Source organism: Leptolyngbya sp. NIES-2104 (assembly GCF_001485215.1).
Taxonomy (GTDB): domain Bacteria; phylum Cyanobacteriota; class Cyanobacteriia; order Leptolyngbyales; family Leptolyngbyaceae; genus Leptolyngbya.
Genome location: NZ_BBWW01000001.1, coordinates 3814570 through 3829776 on the forward strand (window position 1 = coordinate 3814570; position 15207 = coordinate 3829776).

The 15207-nt window shown below is 48.3% G+C and carries 13 protein-coding genes and 1 pseudogene; 5 read left to right on the forward strand and 9 right to left on the reverse strand.

Annotation, left to right across the window (positions count from 1 at the left end):
* Nucleotides 1-48: 48 nt before the first annotated feature.
* From NIES2104_RS18090 to NIES2104_RS18115, 6 genes and pseudogenes are all read right to left on the reverse strand, one after another.
* Nucleotides 49-2121: a cation:proton antiporter gene (locus tag NIES2104_RS18090; RefSeq protein ID WP_058999669.1), complete on the reverse strand. Its 2073-nt coding sequence runs from the start codon at nt 2119-2121 to the stop codon at nt 49-51.
* 53 nt (nt 2122-2174) lie between these two features.
* On the reverse strand, nt 2175-2837 hold the full coding sequence (locus NIES2104_RS18095; protein ID WP_058999670.1) for an HAS-barrel domain-containing protein: 663 nt from the start codon (nt 2835-2837) through the stop codon (nt 2175-2177).
* Nucleotides 2838-2882: 45 nt separating this feature from the next.
* Nucleotides 2883-3071: pseudogene (locus NIES2104_RS18100) on the reverse strand (NAD(P)H dehydrogenase subunit NdhS); the annotation flags it as partial.
* Nucleotides 3072-3172: 101 nt separating this feature from the next.
* Complete coding sequence (gene rodA, locus NIES2104_RS18105; protein WP_058999672.1) at nt 3173-4450, reverse strand: rod shape-determining protein RodA; 1278 nt, start codon at nt 4448-4450, stop codon at nt 3173-3175.
* Between the two features lie 10 nt (nt 4451-4460).
* The gene (locus tag NIES2104_RS18110) at nt 4461-5531 is read right to left on the reverse strand and encodes an Mrp/NBP35 family ATP-binding protein (protein WP_058999673.1); all 1071 of its coding nucleotides are present in this window, start codon (nt 5529-5531) and stop codon (nt 4461-4463) included.
* Between the two features lie 52 nt (nt 5532-5583).
* Nucleotides 5584-6093: an SRPBCC family protein gene (locus NIES2104_RS18115; protein ID WP_058999674.1), complete on the reverse strand. Its 510-nt coding sequence runs from the start codon at nt 6091-6093 to the stop codon at nt 5584-5586.
* 340 nt (nt 6094-6433) lie between these two features.
* Here NIES2104_RS18115 and hemF point away from each other — a divergent pair, with 340 nt between their 5' ends.
* Nucleotides 6434-7489 (forward strand): oxygen-dependent coproporphyrinogen oxidase, encoded by a 1056-nt coding sequence (hemF, locus tag NIES2104_RS18120; RefSeq protein ID WP_058999675.1) that lies wholly within the window; start codon nt 6434-6436, stop codon nt 7487-7489.
* A 172-nt stretch (nt 7490-7661) separates the two neighbouring features.
* Nucleotides 7662-8060, forward strand: coding sequence for an STAS domain-containing protein (locus NIES2104_RS18125; RefSeq protein WP_058999676.1), 399 nt, complete (start codon nt 7662-7664; stop codon nt 8058-8060).
* A gap of 77 nt (nt 8061-8137) precedes the next feature.
* On the opposite strand, the gene NIES2104_RS18130 is transcribed toward NIES2104_RS18125, so the two are convergent.
* A complete protein-coding gene (locus NIES2104_RS18130; RefSeq protein WP_058999677.1) occupies nt 8138-8890 on the reverse strand; it encodes a hypothetical protein in 753 nt (250 codons plus the stop codon).
* 140 nt (nt 8891-9030) lie between these two features.
* Here NIES2104_RS18130 and clpP point away from each other — a divergent pair, with 140 nt between their 5' ends.
* Entirely contained in the window at nt 9031-9636 is a 606-nt protein-coding gene (clpP, locus tag NIES2104_RS18135; protein ID WP_058999678.1) for an ATP-dependent Clp endopeptidase proteolytic subunit ClpP, read from the forward strand.
* 209 nt (nt 9637-9845) lie between these two features.
* Here the strand turns inward: clpP and NIES2104_RS18140 are convergent, their stop codons facing one another.
* Together NIES2104_RS18140 and NIES2104_RS18145 are read right to left on the reverse strand one after the other, a co-directional pair.
* Nucleotides 9846-10433 (reverse strand): shikimate kinase, encoded by a 588-nt coding sequence (locus NIES2104_RS18140; RefSeq protein WP_058999679.1) that lies wholly within the window; start codon nt 10431-10433, stop codon nt 9846-9848.
* Nucleotides 10434-10964, reverse strand: coding sequence for a LapA family protein (locus tag NIES2104_RS18145; protein WP_058999680.1), 531 nt, complete (start codon nt 10962-10964; stop codon nt 10434-10436). It lies immediately after the preceding gene.
* Between the two features lie 330 nt (nt 10965-11294).
* Between NIES2104_RS18145 and NIES2104_RS18150 the strand changes: the two genes are divergently transcribed.
* Nucleotides 11295-13091, forward strand: a complete 1797-nt coding sequence (locus NIES2104_RS18150; protein ID WP_058999681.1) for an iron uptake porin — start codon at nt 11295-11297, stop codon at nt 13089-13091.
* Between the two features lie 51 nt (nt 13092-13142).
* Entirely contained in the window at nt 13143-15206 is a 2064-nt protein-coding gene (locus tag NIES2104_RS18155; RefSeq protein WP_058999682.1) for a thioredoxin domain-containing protein, read from the forward strand.
* Nucleotide 15207 lies beyond the last annotated feature (1 nt).

Consider the following 15207-nt stretch of genomic DNA (forward strand, 5'->3'; position numbering starts at 1 on the left):
AGCAAATCAAGTCTTTGCTAGAAATTTTGCAATTCTGATGCCACAGATTTAACTCGGTAGAAAGATTGTACGATCGACGACTTCCGGTTCACCCAGTAGCACGATCGATGCCTGAATCTGAGGCGCAATTTGAGCGGTTAAACTATTCAGGGGCAAGCCTCCAGCACTCATCAACCGTTGACTAGAGGGCAAAACCACTAAGTCCACAGATTGAGCCGCGACTGCGATCGCTCGAACTCGATCGTCGTCGGGCACGATTTGAACTTCAGCCGTGAGCGGAAGTTTTGCCACCAATAGCGCAATTTGAGATTTAATCCAGGCAATTTTACTAGAAGATGTTGCGCGATCGCACACATGCAGGACGGTAATACGTCCACCCGTTGCGATCGAAATATTGTGAGCGAATTCCAGCGGAAACAGCGAGCGCGGTGTGAGATTCTCGATCGGGATGAGAATGCTCTGAAATTTGCTTGGTGATTGAACCAATCGCGCCACCGCAACCGGACAAGGAGCAGTACTCAGAACGCTGCTGACGATCGTTCTAAACAGGCGCTCTCCTAATCGACTTTTGCGCCCCCATCCCATCACAATCAAATTCGCGTGGGCTTCTCGACTTGCACGAGTGATTCCCTGAGCCACGTTGTCATCGATTCGGAGCAAGGGCGAAACCGTCACGCCGTAATCCTGAGTTAGTTCAGCCGCAAGCTTTAGAAGCGATTCACTGCGATCGAGGCGATTCTGCATTTCCGGTGAATTGAGCGATGCTTGAGAAAGCGCGATCGCCAATGGAATTAATTGTCCAGAATGCGATCGAGTAATCAATGCGGCAAGTTCCAGTAAGTAGGCTTCTGTATTTGGGTTATAGACCGGAACTAAAACCGTTGTTTGACGTGTCCAAGTTGGAGCAGAAAGGGTAGGTTCGATTTCGCTTAAAGTTTCTAGCCGCAATTCATTCGCAAATCGCGCCGTTAGAATCGGTCCCAATATCGAAGTCACCAGCATTAAAACGATGACACTATTCAAAACACCTTCAGTCAGCAAGCCTGCCCGGTATCCAACGAGTGTAGCTGCCAACGTTGCCGCAACTTGAGGCAAAGAAAGCGACCCCATCACCATCATTTCTCGCCAACTGTAGCGATACGTAAGTTTTGCTAAGACAGCCGCTCCGAATTTACTAGCAATCAGACCAAACACGATCGCGATCGTCAATCCCAACAGTTTCGGATCAGTCAAACTCTGAATAAATGCCGGAACGCGAATTAGCAATCCCATATCGATGAAAAAGATCGGGATAAACAAAACGCTGCCCACGAACAAAACTTTTTCTTTAACTGGGCTATCTCCGACCACTCGATTTACTGCCAGCCCAGACAAGAACGCCCCGACAATTTTTTCAACTCCGATTAGCTGCGCTCCCACTGAAGCGAGAAACACAGCCAACAGCACAAATAGAAATTGATTGCCTTCATCGGTACCAGAGCGTCGAAAGAATTCGCGCCCCGCTTTGTCGAATCCGAAGAGAATCACGATCGTATAAATCACCAGCGATCCTAAAAGCGTGATCAGTTTCGCGATCGTAAAATCTCCCGCATGAATTCCCACACAAATCGCCAACACCAATAGCGCACCGATATCTGTAAAAATCGTTGCCCCGATCGTGACTGTGACCGCTTCATTTGTCACGATTCCTAATCGACTAACGATCGGATAAGCCAACAGCGTGTGAGACGCAAACAGTGAACCGATTAAAATCGCTGGATTCCAATCAAATCCAAAGACTCGCCCAACGATCGTTCCAGTAATCAGCGGAACTAAAAAGGTGTAAGTTCCGAATCCAATCGATCGATTCCGAGTGCGCGTAAATTGCTCAATATCAATTTCTAAACCTGCCACAAACATCAGATACACCAATCCGATGTCTGAAAGCAGATTCATCGTTTCCGAGTCACCGTTAATGATTCCTAATCCATTCGAGCCGAGCGCGACTCCAGAAGCTAACAATCCGACCAATCCTGGCACTCGAAACCGCTCAAACACGATCGGCACAATCAAGATCACCGCCAGCAGAATCACAAACGCAACGATCGGTTCTTGCAACACGCCAGCAGTTAATAGAAACATTGGAAACGCCACCAAAGCCAGATCTTAACAACTATACTGAGCGCAAAATTCACCTAGAGGTGAATCTGGCTCAGGATCACTCGTAAGCGATCGTAATCATCTTTGAGCAATAAACTCAACATTCGCCCCGCTTGCACAAGCCAAGTGCGATCAGCTTTTCTCAGTTGATAAATTTCTCGAATAGCGGCGGCAGTCAACGCATCCACCGGAGCGCTCCCAACCTGAAGCAACGTTCTCAAGAAATCAAGCCCTTCGCTAAAATCAATAATTTCTTTAGTATCGCAGGCATAAACCGCTTGGTGAATTTGAGGCGGGCGAGGCGGCAAATGCTGATAAATCGTTCCACCTGTCGCACCGTTCTTTTTATTTCCACCTGCTCGATATCCCACGATCGCGGATCGAAATTCTGTTCTCAGCATCGCGAAAATTTGCGGCTGTTGTTCACGCAGTTCAGAGAGCGACATTCCAAGTGCTCTTGCTCGATGAACCGTATCGATCGGGCTTGTAGTCGCATGATACACGACCGCATAAATTAGATTGTCGGATTCTTCATCGATCGCTTTGACCCAACTTCCAAACGGCGGCATCACTGGAAACGACAGATCATCTGGTTCCAGACATTGAGAGAGAAATTCAGTCGTTGCCGTTTCGATCACTTCAGCGATGTGATTCGCTGGGCGATTTTGGGCGGAAAATTGGGGAAGTGGAAGGCGCATAAAAATAGTACAAATCCACCTCCACAATCTACCGCATTCAAAGGTTTATTTTGCAGCTTTCTTCTTAGTTTCGACGATTTCCAGTTCTGACATTCTAAAAGTCACGAGCTTATCCCAGTTGCCGCCCTCGAACAGCACCGCAACTTTTCCATCGGTAATTCGCTGTACGAGTCCTTGAAATCCGTAATACGTATCGTTAACGTTCGTCACGCGAACGGCTGAACCTGGTAAAAACATAACTCTTCGTGAAGTAGCTTCACTTATCAGTGTACAGGTGGGATCGAACGCTTTGACATTGATTGTGATCGATAAAGCGATCGCGCTTCACCAATGGTTCAGAATTTCGGCTTCTGTCGGAAGTTCGCTACCGATTCGACTAAGCCGATCGCCATAAAATTCATCAATAGCGCCGCGTTTCCGTGACTCAACCAAGGTAAAGGAATTCCCGTCACAGGTGACAGATTAATCGTCATGCCGATATTGATCGACACCTGAAAAATAATCATCGAGAACACACCCACTGTGATCAATGCGCCGAATTCATCTTTCGCGTTTTGAGCAATAATCAGCAATCGATAGCAAATCAGTAAATAAGCACCGAGCACAAAGATCGAACCGAGAAAGCCGAGTTCTTCACCGATCGCGGTAAAGATAAAGTCGGTATGCTGTTCAGGAATAAAATCAAGCTGCGTCTGAGTGCCCCGAAATAGTCCGCGTCCGGTTAACTCTCCAGCCCCGATCGCAATTCTCGACTGAATCAAGTGATAGCCTGCTCCTAACGGATCTTGGTCAGGATCAATAAACATCAGAATCCGCGCCTTCTGATAGTCATGCAGCACAAATTGCCATAGAACTTGTCCCAAACCACCCGCAATCAGATTAACCACCACCGGAACTAACGTTCCGTAAGTCTTCCACGGCAGCGTTTTCCAGGCAACCAATCCAACAACGACAACCCAAAGCCCGATCGCACCAATTCCAAACGCCCCTTTTGTGATCAGCGTTGTAAACAAAACCGCTGAAATCACCGGAGACAACAGCAATAAAAGCCATCCCGGATTCGCATTTCCCCAGTACAACATCCCGATCGTAATCGCCCCAAACACAAGCGATGTTCCTAAATTCGGCTGCAAAAAGATCAGTACCCAAGGTAAAGCCGCAATACCCAACACCTTAACCATCATCGGAATCGTCGAAGCCGATCGCTGATGTAACACTGCCGCCAGCGTAATAATCGCGCCCAACTTGGCAAATTCCGAAGGCTGAATCCCAAACCCGAACAATCCGAGCCATCGCTGCGCCCCTTTCGCCTCTAATCCCATGATCATCACCAGGAGAAGCGAAACATTCGTGATGCCATAAATCCACCACTTCCAGGGAAGCAGGGCATCATAACGCAACCGCGCCAGCACGAAGACGAGAACCATTCCGACACTGCCAATCAAGAGATGAAAAATCCAATCTTGACGCTCGGTATGTGCCAGTTGAACGCTGTGAACCATCACTCCGCCTAAAGCAGTCAGCGCCAGGACTGCCCCAAGGAGGTACCAATCCATTCCTTGCCAGGGTTGGAGCCAGGGACGAAGCGGAGAAGATTTCTTTTTCCGAAACATAGAAAATGACTTATGCGAGGGCTGCAACCGATACTTTAGCAGCAATTTGCTGAGCGATTTGGGTTAACGCCTTCGCCGAAGCAGAATCCGGATCACCGACCACGATCGGCACTCCTTGATCGCCGCCCTCACGCAAGGGAATCTCTAACGGCACACAGCCCAACAGCGGGATATTTAACTCATTTGCAGTCTTTTCGCCGCCTGCGGAACCGAAAATATCATATTGTCGATCGGGCATATCCGGCGGAATAAAGTAGCTCATATTCTCAACAATTCCCAGCACCGGAACATTGAGCTGCTGGAACATCTTTAAGCCGCGTCGAGAATCAAGTAAAGCGACCGTCTGCGGAGTCGTCACGATCACCGCGCCCGCCATCGGAACCGCTTGCGCTAACGTCAATTGAGCATCTCCTGTTCCTGGTGGCATATCCACGATCAGATAGTCCAAATCACCCCAGGTCACTTGATAGAGAAATTGACGAATCACACCATTCAACATCGGACCGCGCCAGATCACAGGCTGATCTTTGTCGATCAAAAATCCCATCGAAACGAGCTTCACCCCGTGATTAAAGGCAGGCTCTAACACTTCACCTTGAGCCGTTTGCCGGACTGCAACACCCGAACCTTCTAGACCCAACATCATGGGCGCATTGGGTCCGTAAATGTCCGCATCAATTAATCCAACTTTCGCGCCTGCTTGAGCGAGTGCAACCGCGACATTAACCGCGATCGAGCTTTTTCCAACTCCCCCTTTCCCACTCGAAATCGCGATGATATTCTTCACGCCATCGATTCCAGTCCGATCGGGCAATCCTTTCTGATGCGGCGTTTCTGCGGTCACTTCCACTTCGATTGATTCCACACCGGGAAGCGTTTTCACGGCTCTTTCGCAGTCTTCCACAATGAATTGGCGCAATGGGCAAGCGGGAGTGGTGAGAACCAACGTGAAGCGGACTTTACCTTGGTCGATCGACACATTCCGAATCATGTTCAACGCCACCAAACTCTTCTGAAGTTCGGGGTCTTGAACAGGTTTAAGGACTTCTAAAACGGATTCTGCGCTAAGGGTATCTAACATGAGCGTGTAAAAGTCGATCAGGGTTGTATGTCGATCTTACCGCTCTTGATCGTTAGAAATCGAAACAGCTTTGTTGAGTCGATTTTGAATTGTCGATCGGTTGCTCTGCCGCGTGTGCCAAATCTTCCGCCACTCGTGACGCATACGGCTTAATAATCGACCAGATCAGCGGTGAAAGCCACCCTTGCAGCGTCACCGAATAAGCAATACTTGTCCCCGAAACCGTCGATTTCACCTCGTAGCGAATCCGCTCTTCAATCCCTGGAATCGCAATAATCCGCACACTTAATAATTCTCTCGGATCAACTCGCTCCACAAAGATCCGAATCGGAAGCGGACCCAATCGCGTCACCGCTTCATAAATCAATCCCGGTTTCGCCACCTGACCGCGTGGGACATTCGTTCTCGAAATCAGCGGATGCCAAGAGACATCGGCTAAATCGATCACCTTTCTCCACAAGTCATCCACTGATGCCGAACTCACCGCTTGATACGATCGCGCTAAGGTAGACCGAACGCGCCGCTGTTTGCGGTAGAAAAATTTCCAAGGGAAGTTCAGCATAATCCATCTCCTATAAGGGAATCGGGTTCATCCGTACCCTGTAGCCGGGGTGTCTGATCTTAGCGAGATTTGAGTCGCGATCGCCATCCTTCTTGAGGCGGTTTGACCCGTGATCCCCAATGAAAGTTACACAATGTTATAAACATTTACGATCGCGCTTTGCCGCATCAGATGAGACGTTTTGAGCTTCGAGAATCGAGAGAAGCGTATGTGAGTAACCGTTTCGCGATAGTCTAAATGAACCGTCTCGTTTCGCGCAATCCGAACTGCCAGAGACTGACGGAAACTTTAAACTCCTTTCACTGCATAGTAAGACGACTCGTTCCAGGAACCGACGTTTATGACTGCCTTCTTTACCTCCAACGCGACCGAGACGACCCAAGCACACCCGCCCAGCGATTCCCGCGAACGGGTGCGCCAGTGGCTACAATCTTTTCAGGATAAAGTCTGTGAAGGCTTAGAAGCCGCAGACGGAGAAGCTCAATTTAAACAAGATAGTTGGACACGAGAAGAAGGCGGCGGCGGTCGATCGCGAGTCATGCGCGAAGGTCGAGTCTTCGAGCAAGGTGGAGTCAATTTCTCGGAAGTTTGGGGCAAGGATTTACCGCCTTCGATTTTGGTTCAGCGCCCGGAAGCACAGGGTCACAGCTTCTACGCGACGGGGACTTCGATGGTGCTGCATCCGCGCAATCCTTACATTCCAACGGTGCATCTAAACTATCGCTATTTTGAAGCGGGTCCGGTTTGGTGGTTCGGTGGCGGAATCGATTTAACGCCGTACTATCCGTTTGAAGAAGATGTGATCCACTTCCATCAAACGCTGAAAGACGCTTGCGATCGTCATCATTCTGAGTACTATCCGACCTTTAAACTCTGGTGCGACGAGTACTTCTATCTGAAGCACCGTAAGGAAACTCGTGGAGTAGGCGGAATCTTCTTCGATTATCAAGATACGAGAGGCGATCTTTACCCAATTTCGTATCCAGGTTCGCAAAGTGATACTCCTGCGGCACTCAGAAGCAAGGAAGTCGGAACGGTTCAAAATCGCACCTGGGAAGACCTATTCGCGTTTGTGCAGTCTTGTGGCGATGCGTTCTTACCTGCTTACACCCCGATCGTAGAACGTCGTCACAATACAGAATATAGCGATCAACAAAGACAGTTCCAACTCTACCGCCGTGGGCGATATGTGGAATTTAACCTGGTGTACGATCGCGGAACGATTTTCGGACTGCAAACAAACGGGCGCACCGAATCGATTCTGATGTCGTTGCCGCCGATGGTGCGCTGGGAATATGGCTACGAACCCGAACCCGGCAGCCCAGAAGCGCGGTTGTATGAAATTTTCTTGAAGCCGCAAGACTGGATCAATTGGTCAAAAAACGGGGCACACTAAGCGCGATGGTGAAGAGCCATTGATATCCATTTGTTAAGCCTTGCAATTTGAGGGAAGCGTTTATTGAGCGCGACCCTCTTTTTATTTAGAGCATCGTTATCCAATCTATCTCTTTGGGCATAACTGATCGAGTAGTCTCCGAAAAGATTGCACGAGGCAGGTCATGGTTCACATGGAGCGAAAGACGATTCTCATGGAGCAAAAAATTGTTAATACCCCGGATGGAAGCCCGATCGTGGTATTTAGTCCAACTGGGCGGTTAGATATTACGACTGCATGGCAGTTCCGCACTCGGTTACAGGACTGCATCGCGAAACAAAGTCATCATGTCGTGGTGAATCTGAGTCAGGTGAATTTTATCGATAGTTCGGGTCTGACCTCACTGGTGGCAGGAATGCGGGATGCGGACAAGGCGCGTGGAAGCTTTAAGCTCTGCAATGTCCACCCGGAGGCGAAATTGGTCTTTGAAGTGACGATGATGGATTCGGTGTTTGAAATTTTTGAGAGTGAAGAAGAAGCGTTAGCAGGCGGACAGTCGAAAGCACCGATACCTCACAGTTTAGCGAGTTAGGATCTAACAAGAAAATTGAAACAGCGATCGAAGTCTAACCCTCGATCGCTATTTGTTTGGAATCATCGATCAGGCGATCATTTCGGATCACCCTTCAAAATCGCGTTTCCGTCTTTGAAATCAATGTCTCTCACGGTTAAACCGCGCAATTTCAGTTCAAGATTGAGTTGGTCTTGCACTTTTTCGGGCGGTACCCCTAAACGGCTGGCAACTTCAGCGATTGTAAAACTCATATTGCCAACCTGAATTCGGGCATTTTCATCAAAGCGCAATTTGCCATTTTGAATTTGTGGTTTGCCCTCGACTCCGATGTAAACTTTGCGATCGCTCATCGGAATTTTCTGAGTGATTTCTGATAGAAATTGCTGGTGTTGTTCGCCTAATCCGCTGTTTTGCAATTCCTTGATATCGACAACTGCACCCGTTTTTAGCTTGTCATTTTTCACCGCTGCATTGAATCCTTTGACCGAACTTGGAAGCGGTTGACCGTCTCTTTTTTCAGTGATTTTTGTCACTAGTAAATCATTCAATTCTTGAGAACTTAGTGCCACTTGGACATCATCTGAAGCGCTAGAAACTTCGTCAGATGGGCGATTCACAGCAGCATTTACTTTCGCAGCTTGAGGACTTGCCTGAATTTGCGCTTCAATCTTTTCCTCTACGGTTGCACCCGATTTCTGAATTTGAGCATACGTTTTCGGATTATTCTGTCCAGTGCTATACCACTCTGGTAATTGAGTCAACTGTCTCCAGAAGTAATAAACACCGGATGCCGTTCCAATGACGATTCCTGTTGACAACAACAGAAATAAAACACTCGATTTTTTCACAGCTACCTCAAGTCAATCTTTAGGATCTCTCAGCCAATCTATTACGATCAATTTGTATAAGCAACCTGTTATGAACCGCAAACATCCCAACGAGCTGTTCGATCGTTCGCTAAAATGAAAAAAATTACTGGGCTGGATTCATGATTCCTACCGTTATTGAAACTTCCGGACGGGGCGAACGCGCCTTTGATATCTACTCCCGACTGTTGCGGGAACGAATCGTGTTCCTCGGTAGCGCGATCGATTCCGATGTCGCAAACCTCGTCGTGGCGCAATTGCTTTTCCTTGAAGCGGAAGACCCCGACAAAGATATCTATCTCTACATCAATTCGCCAGGTGGCTCGGTGTCGGCTGGCATGGGCATCTTTGACACAATCAAGCAGATTCGCCCAGAGGTGTCTACGATTTGTGTCGGATTCGCTGCGAGTATGGGCGCTTTCTTACTGAGTGCTGGAACAAAAGGCAAACGGATGAGCTTGCCCCATTCGCGGATTATGATTCACCAGCCGCTAGGTGGCGCACAAGGACAGGCAACCGATATCGAAATTCAAGCAAGAGAAATTCTCTACTTGAAACAGCGATTAAATTCGTTCTTGGCAGACCACACCGGACAGCCGTTAGAGCGGATCGAACGAGATACCGAGCGGGATTTCTTCATGTCGGCAGAAGAAGCGAAGGAGTATGGATTGGTTGATCAAGTGATCGATCGTCGTCCCTCTGCGGTGCGTCCTGCGGTGGTGAAATAAAGTAGCCGTAGTTTGTACGGATCTTTTCGCTGCGTTGTTTGTTCGCCCCGAATTCTATTCCGGGGCTAACGATGAGAAGTCCGTTAAAACGGACTAAAGATACTGATTTTGGCTTTTAGTCCCCTTTAGTGGACTTCGTTCGATTAGCCCCGAATTTCATTCCGGGGCGGGACTGAATCGAAGCGAAGAACTCATCAAATTCGTGTTAATCAAGAATTCGCCTGAAATGGCATTTCTTCATTCAAGCGCCGAATCGAATTGTCGATCTGGCGCTTTTTCTCGCACTCAAGCGCGATCGCATTCATAATTCTTGCGGTGATCTGCTCCGGGGTTTCGTCCGGCAGCACTTGAATATGGATATCTGCTTGGGCATAACGCGATCGACGTTCTTCTGAAAGTTGCGTCAATCGAGCCGTCAAATCCTGACTCTGCAACAAGGGTCGGGTCGTATCTTGGCTTAATCGCGCTTTTAACTGCTCTACGGGTACATCTAGCCATATGATCACACCGTGCCTGAGATAGCTCCAATTCTCTTGAGCCAGCACAATACCGCCACCTGTCGCCACAACGCGCCGTAATCGAGCAGACACCTGAGAAAGGGTTGCGGTCTCTAATTGCCGGAAGATCGCTTCTCCTGACTCTGCAAAAATTGTCGAAACCGTTTGTCCAGTTGCTTGCTCGATAAATTGATCGACATCGAGAAACTCATAATCGAGTTGTTTTGCTAACAATTGCCCGATCGTGGTTTTTCCGACACCCATCATGCCGATCAAGAACACACTCACTCCGTTTAGCATCTATTCATCCTCATCCAATTTCCGTACCGGAGGGCGAATCACGCGGTAGTCTGCATCGACGACATCGGGCTGTTTTGGCTCTGGTGCTTCGCGATACGTATAGGAATAAGTAGAACCCGATCGCGTTTCTGATGTCGGTGCTTGTCTCGCTTCAAAATCGCGTTTGGGCTTATCTTTTGGCTCACTTGTCCAATCGTCATCATCACCGCCAAACCAGTCATCCTCATTGGCACTAGAGCGGGTTTCACGAGGCGTTTCTGCGTAAGCATAACTATTTGTCGGGGTCGCTTGGCGAACCGTTTTACGCTCCGATCGACGGGCAGTAAATCGTGCTAATCCAAACATAGCGGTAATCACGAAAGTTGTGGCAGCACCAAGGGCGATCGCGCCCAAAATCCACACCGGCAGCGGAAGTGCAGGCGACGGAACACCGAGGAACACGAGCGGCATCGATACGCCCCAGTTTGAGAGCGCAAAAATGACGAGAAAACCAGCGATCGCACTCAGCAAAACAAAACGCACAAGAGACATGAGCAAACCCCACGTTGAAATCACCCAACAGGGTACACCGATCCAGCTTAGCGTATTGCTCGATCGCTCAGGCAATTTCCAAAGATTACGACACTTGAACGGAATAAGTGCGGCTTGTCAATGATCCCGTCTCTCATCCTTTAGATAGTCGAACCTACGGACGATCATGACTACCTTGCTAGTAGTAAGCGATTAGCAATAACCAGCGCCCCGATCGCTAATATCGCTGCTTTTGACTTGAGCTTCATCTTTTTTAACAACTTTGGGATACCTGACCTCGATCACTGTGCGGGGTCTGTTTTGATTGATATTTATGGTGAGGACTGATTCATGAAACCTGGTTCATTGACCTGTTTTGCTGCATTGGTAGCAAGTTCGATCGTGCTTGCACCCGCAAGCCTCCGCGCTGCTGAATTATCTGCTTCCAAGCCCACTTCAGAAGTGACTCCTAAACTGGCTCAAGCCGTTTCCGATACATTCACGCTCCCTTCAGTAGAAGTAACCACAACACAAAAATCGACTGACACTGCAAAAGATTCGACACCGAAGCTTGCTCAAACTGCTCCAGTTACGATCGCGCAACAAGTCCCCGATGTTACTCCAGTCGTACCTGCAAATCCACAACTTACGGATAGCTCAGGACAAGTCACTTCGGTTTCGCAGCTTTCAGATGTTCGTCCCACGGATTGGGCATTTCAGGCGCTGCAATCGTTGGTAGAGCGGTATGGCTGTATTGCGGGATATCCCGATCGCACCTATCGCGGGAATCGGGCACTGACGCGGTTTGAGTTTGCTGCGGGATTAAATGCGTGTCTCGATCGAGTGAGTGAACTGATCGCTGCTTCCACGGCTGATTTAGTGAAAAAAGAAGACTTAGCAACCTTGCAGCGACTTCAGCAAGAATTTGCAACGGAACTGGCAACGATTCGCGGTCGGGTGGATGCGTTGGAATCCAGAACAACCACGTTAGAGCGACAACAGTTCTCGACTACAACGAAATTGCAAGGTGAAGTCATTGTTGGGGCAATCAGTGTTCTTGGGGGCGATAACGCAGTCACGAGTACTGAGGCTGAACGCAATCCAACGCTCTCTTATCGGGTGCGATTGAACCTGAACACGAGCTTCACGGGTCGAGACTTATTAACCACACGACTTCAGGCAAACAATGTTGTACCGCTCGGAGAAACGACGCAAGATGCGACGAGTCCGACGGGGATTCGCGGCTTGGGCGTGTTGGGCACGAACATGGGACGGGTCGAGTTTGACGGAGATAGCGGCAGCGCAGTTGGATTGGCACTGTTACGCTATCGATTCCCGCTCACGGATAGTACTGATGTGTACTTGGCAGGAACCGGAAACGGTTTTGTAGACTTGGATGCGTCGTCTCAGTTGAACCCTTACTTTGATGGGGGTGCGGTTTCACTGTTTGCTTTGCGGAACCCGATTTATAACTATTCGTTCGGGGCGGGGGTTGGCATTCGGCAACGAATCGGAACGGCAGCAGAAATCAACTTGGGTTACTTAACACCGACTGCAAACAATCCCGCAAATCGAAATGGATTGTTTAATGGTCAGTATGGCGCGTTGGCGCAGTTGATTTTGAATCTGAGTCCGACTTCTCGGATTGGCTTTACTTACATCAATGCTTACGCGCCGTTTGGTGCAGACCTGCAACCCGATGATCCGTTTAACTTGAGTGCAACGGGAAGTAACCTGGCAAATAGTAACTTCGGTAGTCCAGTTAGCATTAATGCGTATGGTATTTCTGGGACGTTCCAGATTTCTCCGAAGTTTGCGATCGGCGGTTGGGTAGGTTATGCGAATCATAACTATATCGGTCAAGGTCGCGGGGACGTGTGGAACTGGGCAGTGACGCTGGCATTCCCCGATTTGTTCAAGCGGGGTAACTTGGGTGGACTGTTTGTGGGACAAGAGCCGAAGCTGAGTCGGAGTGATTTGGGCTTTCGCGATCGCGATACTTCTTTACATCTGGAAGCATTTTATCGCTATCGCATCAATGACAACATCGCTATCACACCGGGCGTGATTTGGATTACGAATCCTGATTACAATACAGCTAACCGTGATGCAGTCATCGGAGTGATTAGAACCGTATTTGCGTTCTAAAACAACGGATCTCCGGTCGTGCGCGGTCGGAGATCTTTATTTACTTTAGCTATGCCAAATCGCTTAATTGAAGCTCAAAGTCTTTACTTACGAAAGCACGCTGAGAATCCGATCGATTGGTGGGCGTGGAGTGATGCGGCGATCGAACAAGCCAGACGTGACAATAAGATTATTTTTCTATCGGTTGGCTATTCGTCTTGTCACTGGTGCACAGTGATGGAAGGAGAGGCATTTTCAGATCCTGAGATTGCTCGATATCTGAATGAGAATTATTTGCCGATAAAAGTCGATCGAGAAGAACGTCCGGATCTCGATAGCATCTATATGCAGGCGCTTCAGATGATGACCGGACAAGGGGGATGGCCCTTAAACATTTTTTTAACGCCGGCTGATTTAGCACCGTTTTATGGAGGAACTTACTTTCCGATCGAGCCAAAGTACGGAAAGCCTGGATTTCTGCATGTCCTACAGACGTTGAGAGGATTGTACGATAGCGATCGCTATCGATTAGATGCGGTGAAAGCTGAAATTCTCACAAACTTACAAAACTCAGTGTTACTCCCCAATCAAACATTGAGTCAGGAACGATTAAAAGACGGTTTGGAATATAGTACGGGAATCATTTCGGCAGAGATGCCGGGAACCCGATTTCCAATGATTCCTTATGCGGATGCGGCGCTTCATGCGATACGGTTTGAATTCGATCGATACAATGCTCGTGAAGTAACCAGAAATCGAGGATTGAGTTTAGCACTAGGTGGCATCTTTGACCATGTTGCGGGTGGATTTCATCGCTACACGGTAGATTCAACTTGGACAGTGCCACACTTTGAAAAGATGCTGTATGACAATGGGCTGATTGTTGAGTATCTTGCAAATCTTTGGGCAGCGGGAGTGCAGGAACCCGCGTTTGAAAGAGCGATCGCGAAAACGGTTCAATGGCTCAAACGCGAAATGACTGCACCAGAGAGCTACTTCTATGCGGCGCAAGATGCAGATAGTTTTGCAACACCGGAAGAAGCAGAACCCGAAGAGGGCACATTCTATGTGTGGAGCTATGAAGAACTACAGAATGCGCTAACTTCTGAAGAATTGACTGAACTATCAGAACAGTTCGCGATCGAGCCAGTCGGTAACTTTGAAGGTAAGACCGTACTTCAGCGCAAACAATCTGGTCAGCTTTCTGATACGGTTGAATCTGCCTTGAATAAACTATTTGAAATCCGATACGGTTCATCGATCGATGAAACTTTCCCACCTGCTCGGAATGCTGATGAGGCGCGATCAATCGCGTGGACAGGTCGAATTCCAGCCGTGACTGATACAAAGATGATTGTCGCTTGGAATAGTTTGATGATTTCGGGACTCGCTCGATCGTATGCCGTTTTCCGAGATTTAGAAGCTTTGGAACTTGCAAGTCAAGCCGCAACATTCATTCTACAAAATCAGTGGATTAATCAACGTTTTCATCGAATTAACTACAACGGTTCGGTTGAAGTACTTGCCCAATCCGAAGATTTTGCTTTCTTTGTCAAAGCCTTGTTAGATTTGCACCAAGTGACTCGAAGCATTCAATCAGATGCGCCAGAGAATCAGATTGATTGGTTAGCAGAAGCAATTCGGATTCAAGCTGAGTTTGATCAGTATCTCTGGAGTGATACCTTAAGTGGGTACTACAATACTGCGAGTGATGCGAGTCGCGATCTACTAATTCGAGAGCGGAGCTATGTAGACAATGCAACCCCTTCTGCAAACGGAATCGCGATCGCGAACTTAGTCCGTCTCTCATTACTCACTGAGAACTTAGATTACTTCGATCGAGCAGAACAAACCTTACAAGCCTTTGCATCAGTGATGGAACAATCCCCGTCTGCTTGTCCCTCATTGTTTGCTGCTTTAGATTGGTTCCGCAATCAAACTTTAATTCGCAGTACGGTTGAGCAGATTGCAGCTTTAGAAACACAGTATTTACCAACGACTGCGTTTATGGTGATGGAGACTTTGCCGGAGAATGCGATCGCGCTTGTGTGTCAAGGTTTAAGCTGTAAAGAGCCAGCGAAGACGCAAGAACAATTCACCCAGCAGATTCAACAAAGTCAAATTAGAAGCCGATAAG

Coding starts and splice junctions, on each gene's coding strand:
- NIES2104_RS18090 (WP_058999669.1), bottom strand. CDS start 2,121: ATGTTTCTATTAACTGCTGGCGTGTTGCAAGAACCGATCGTTGCGTTT.
- NIES2104_RS18095 (WP_058999670.1), bottom strand. CDS start 2,837: ATGCGCCTTCCACTTCCCCAATTTTCCGCCCAAAATCGCCCAGCGAAT.
- rodA (WP_058999672.1), bottom strand. CDS start 4,450: ATGTTTCGGAAAAAGAAATCTTCTCCGCTTCGTCCCTGGCTCCAACCC.
- NIES2104_RS18110 (WP_058999673.1), bottom strand. CDS start 5,531: ATGTTAGATACCCTTAGCGCAGAATCCGTTTTAGAAGTCCTTAAACCT.
- NIES2104_RS18115 (WP_058999674.1), bottom strand. CDS start 6,093: ATGCTGAACTTCCCTTGGAAATTTTTCTACCGCAAACAGCGGCGCGTT.
- hemF (WP_058999675.1), top strand. CDS start 6,434: ATGACTGCCTTCTTTACCTCCAACGCGACCGAGACGACCCAAGCACAC.
- NIES2104_RS18125 (WP_058999676.1), top strand. CDS start 7,662: ATGGAGCGAAAGACGATTCTCATGGAGCAAAAAATTGTTAATACCCCG.
- clpP (WP_058999678.1), top strand. CDS start 9,031: ATGATTCCTACCGTTATTGAAACTTCCGGACGGGGCGAACGCGCCTTT.
- NIES2104_RS18140 (WP_058999679.1), bottom strand. CDS start 10,433: ATGCTAAACGGAGTGAGTGTGTTCTTGATCGGCATGATGGGTGTCGGA.
- NIES2104_RS18145 (WP_058999680.1), bottom strand. CDS start 10,964: ATGTCTCTTGTGCGTTTTGTTTTGCTGAGTGCGATCGCTGGTTTTCTC.
- NIES2104_RS18150 (WP_058999681.1), top strand. CDS start 11,295: ATGAAACCTGGTTCATTGACCTGTTTTGCTGCATTGGTAGCAAGTTCG.
- NIES2104_RS18155 (WP_058999682.1), top strand. CDS start 13,143: ATGCCAAATCGCTTAATTGAAGCTCAAAGTCTTTACTTACGAAAGCAC.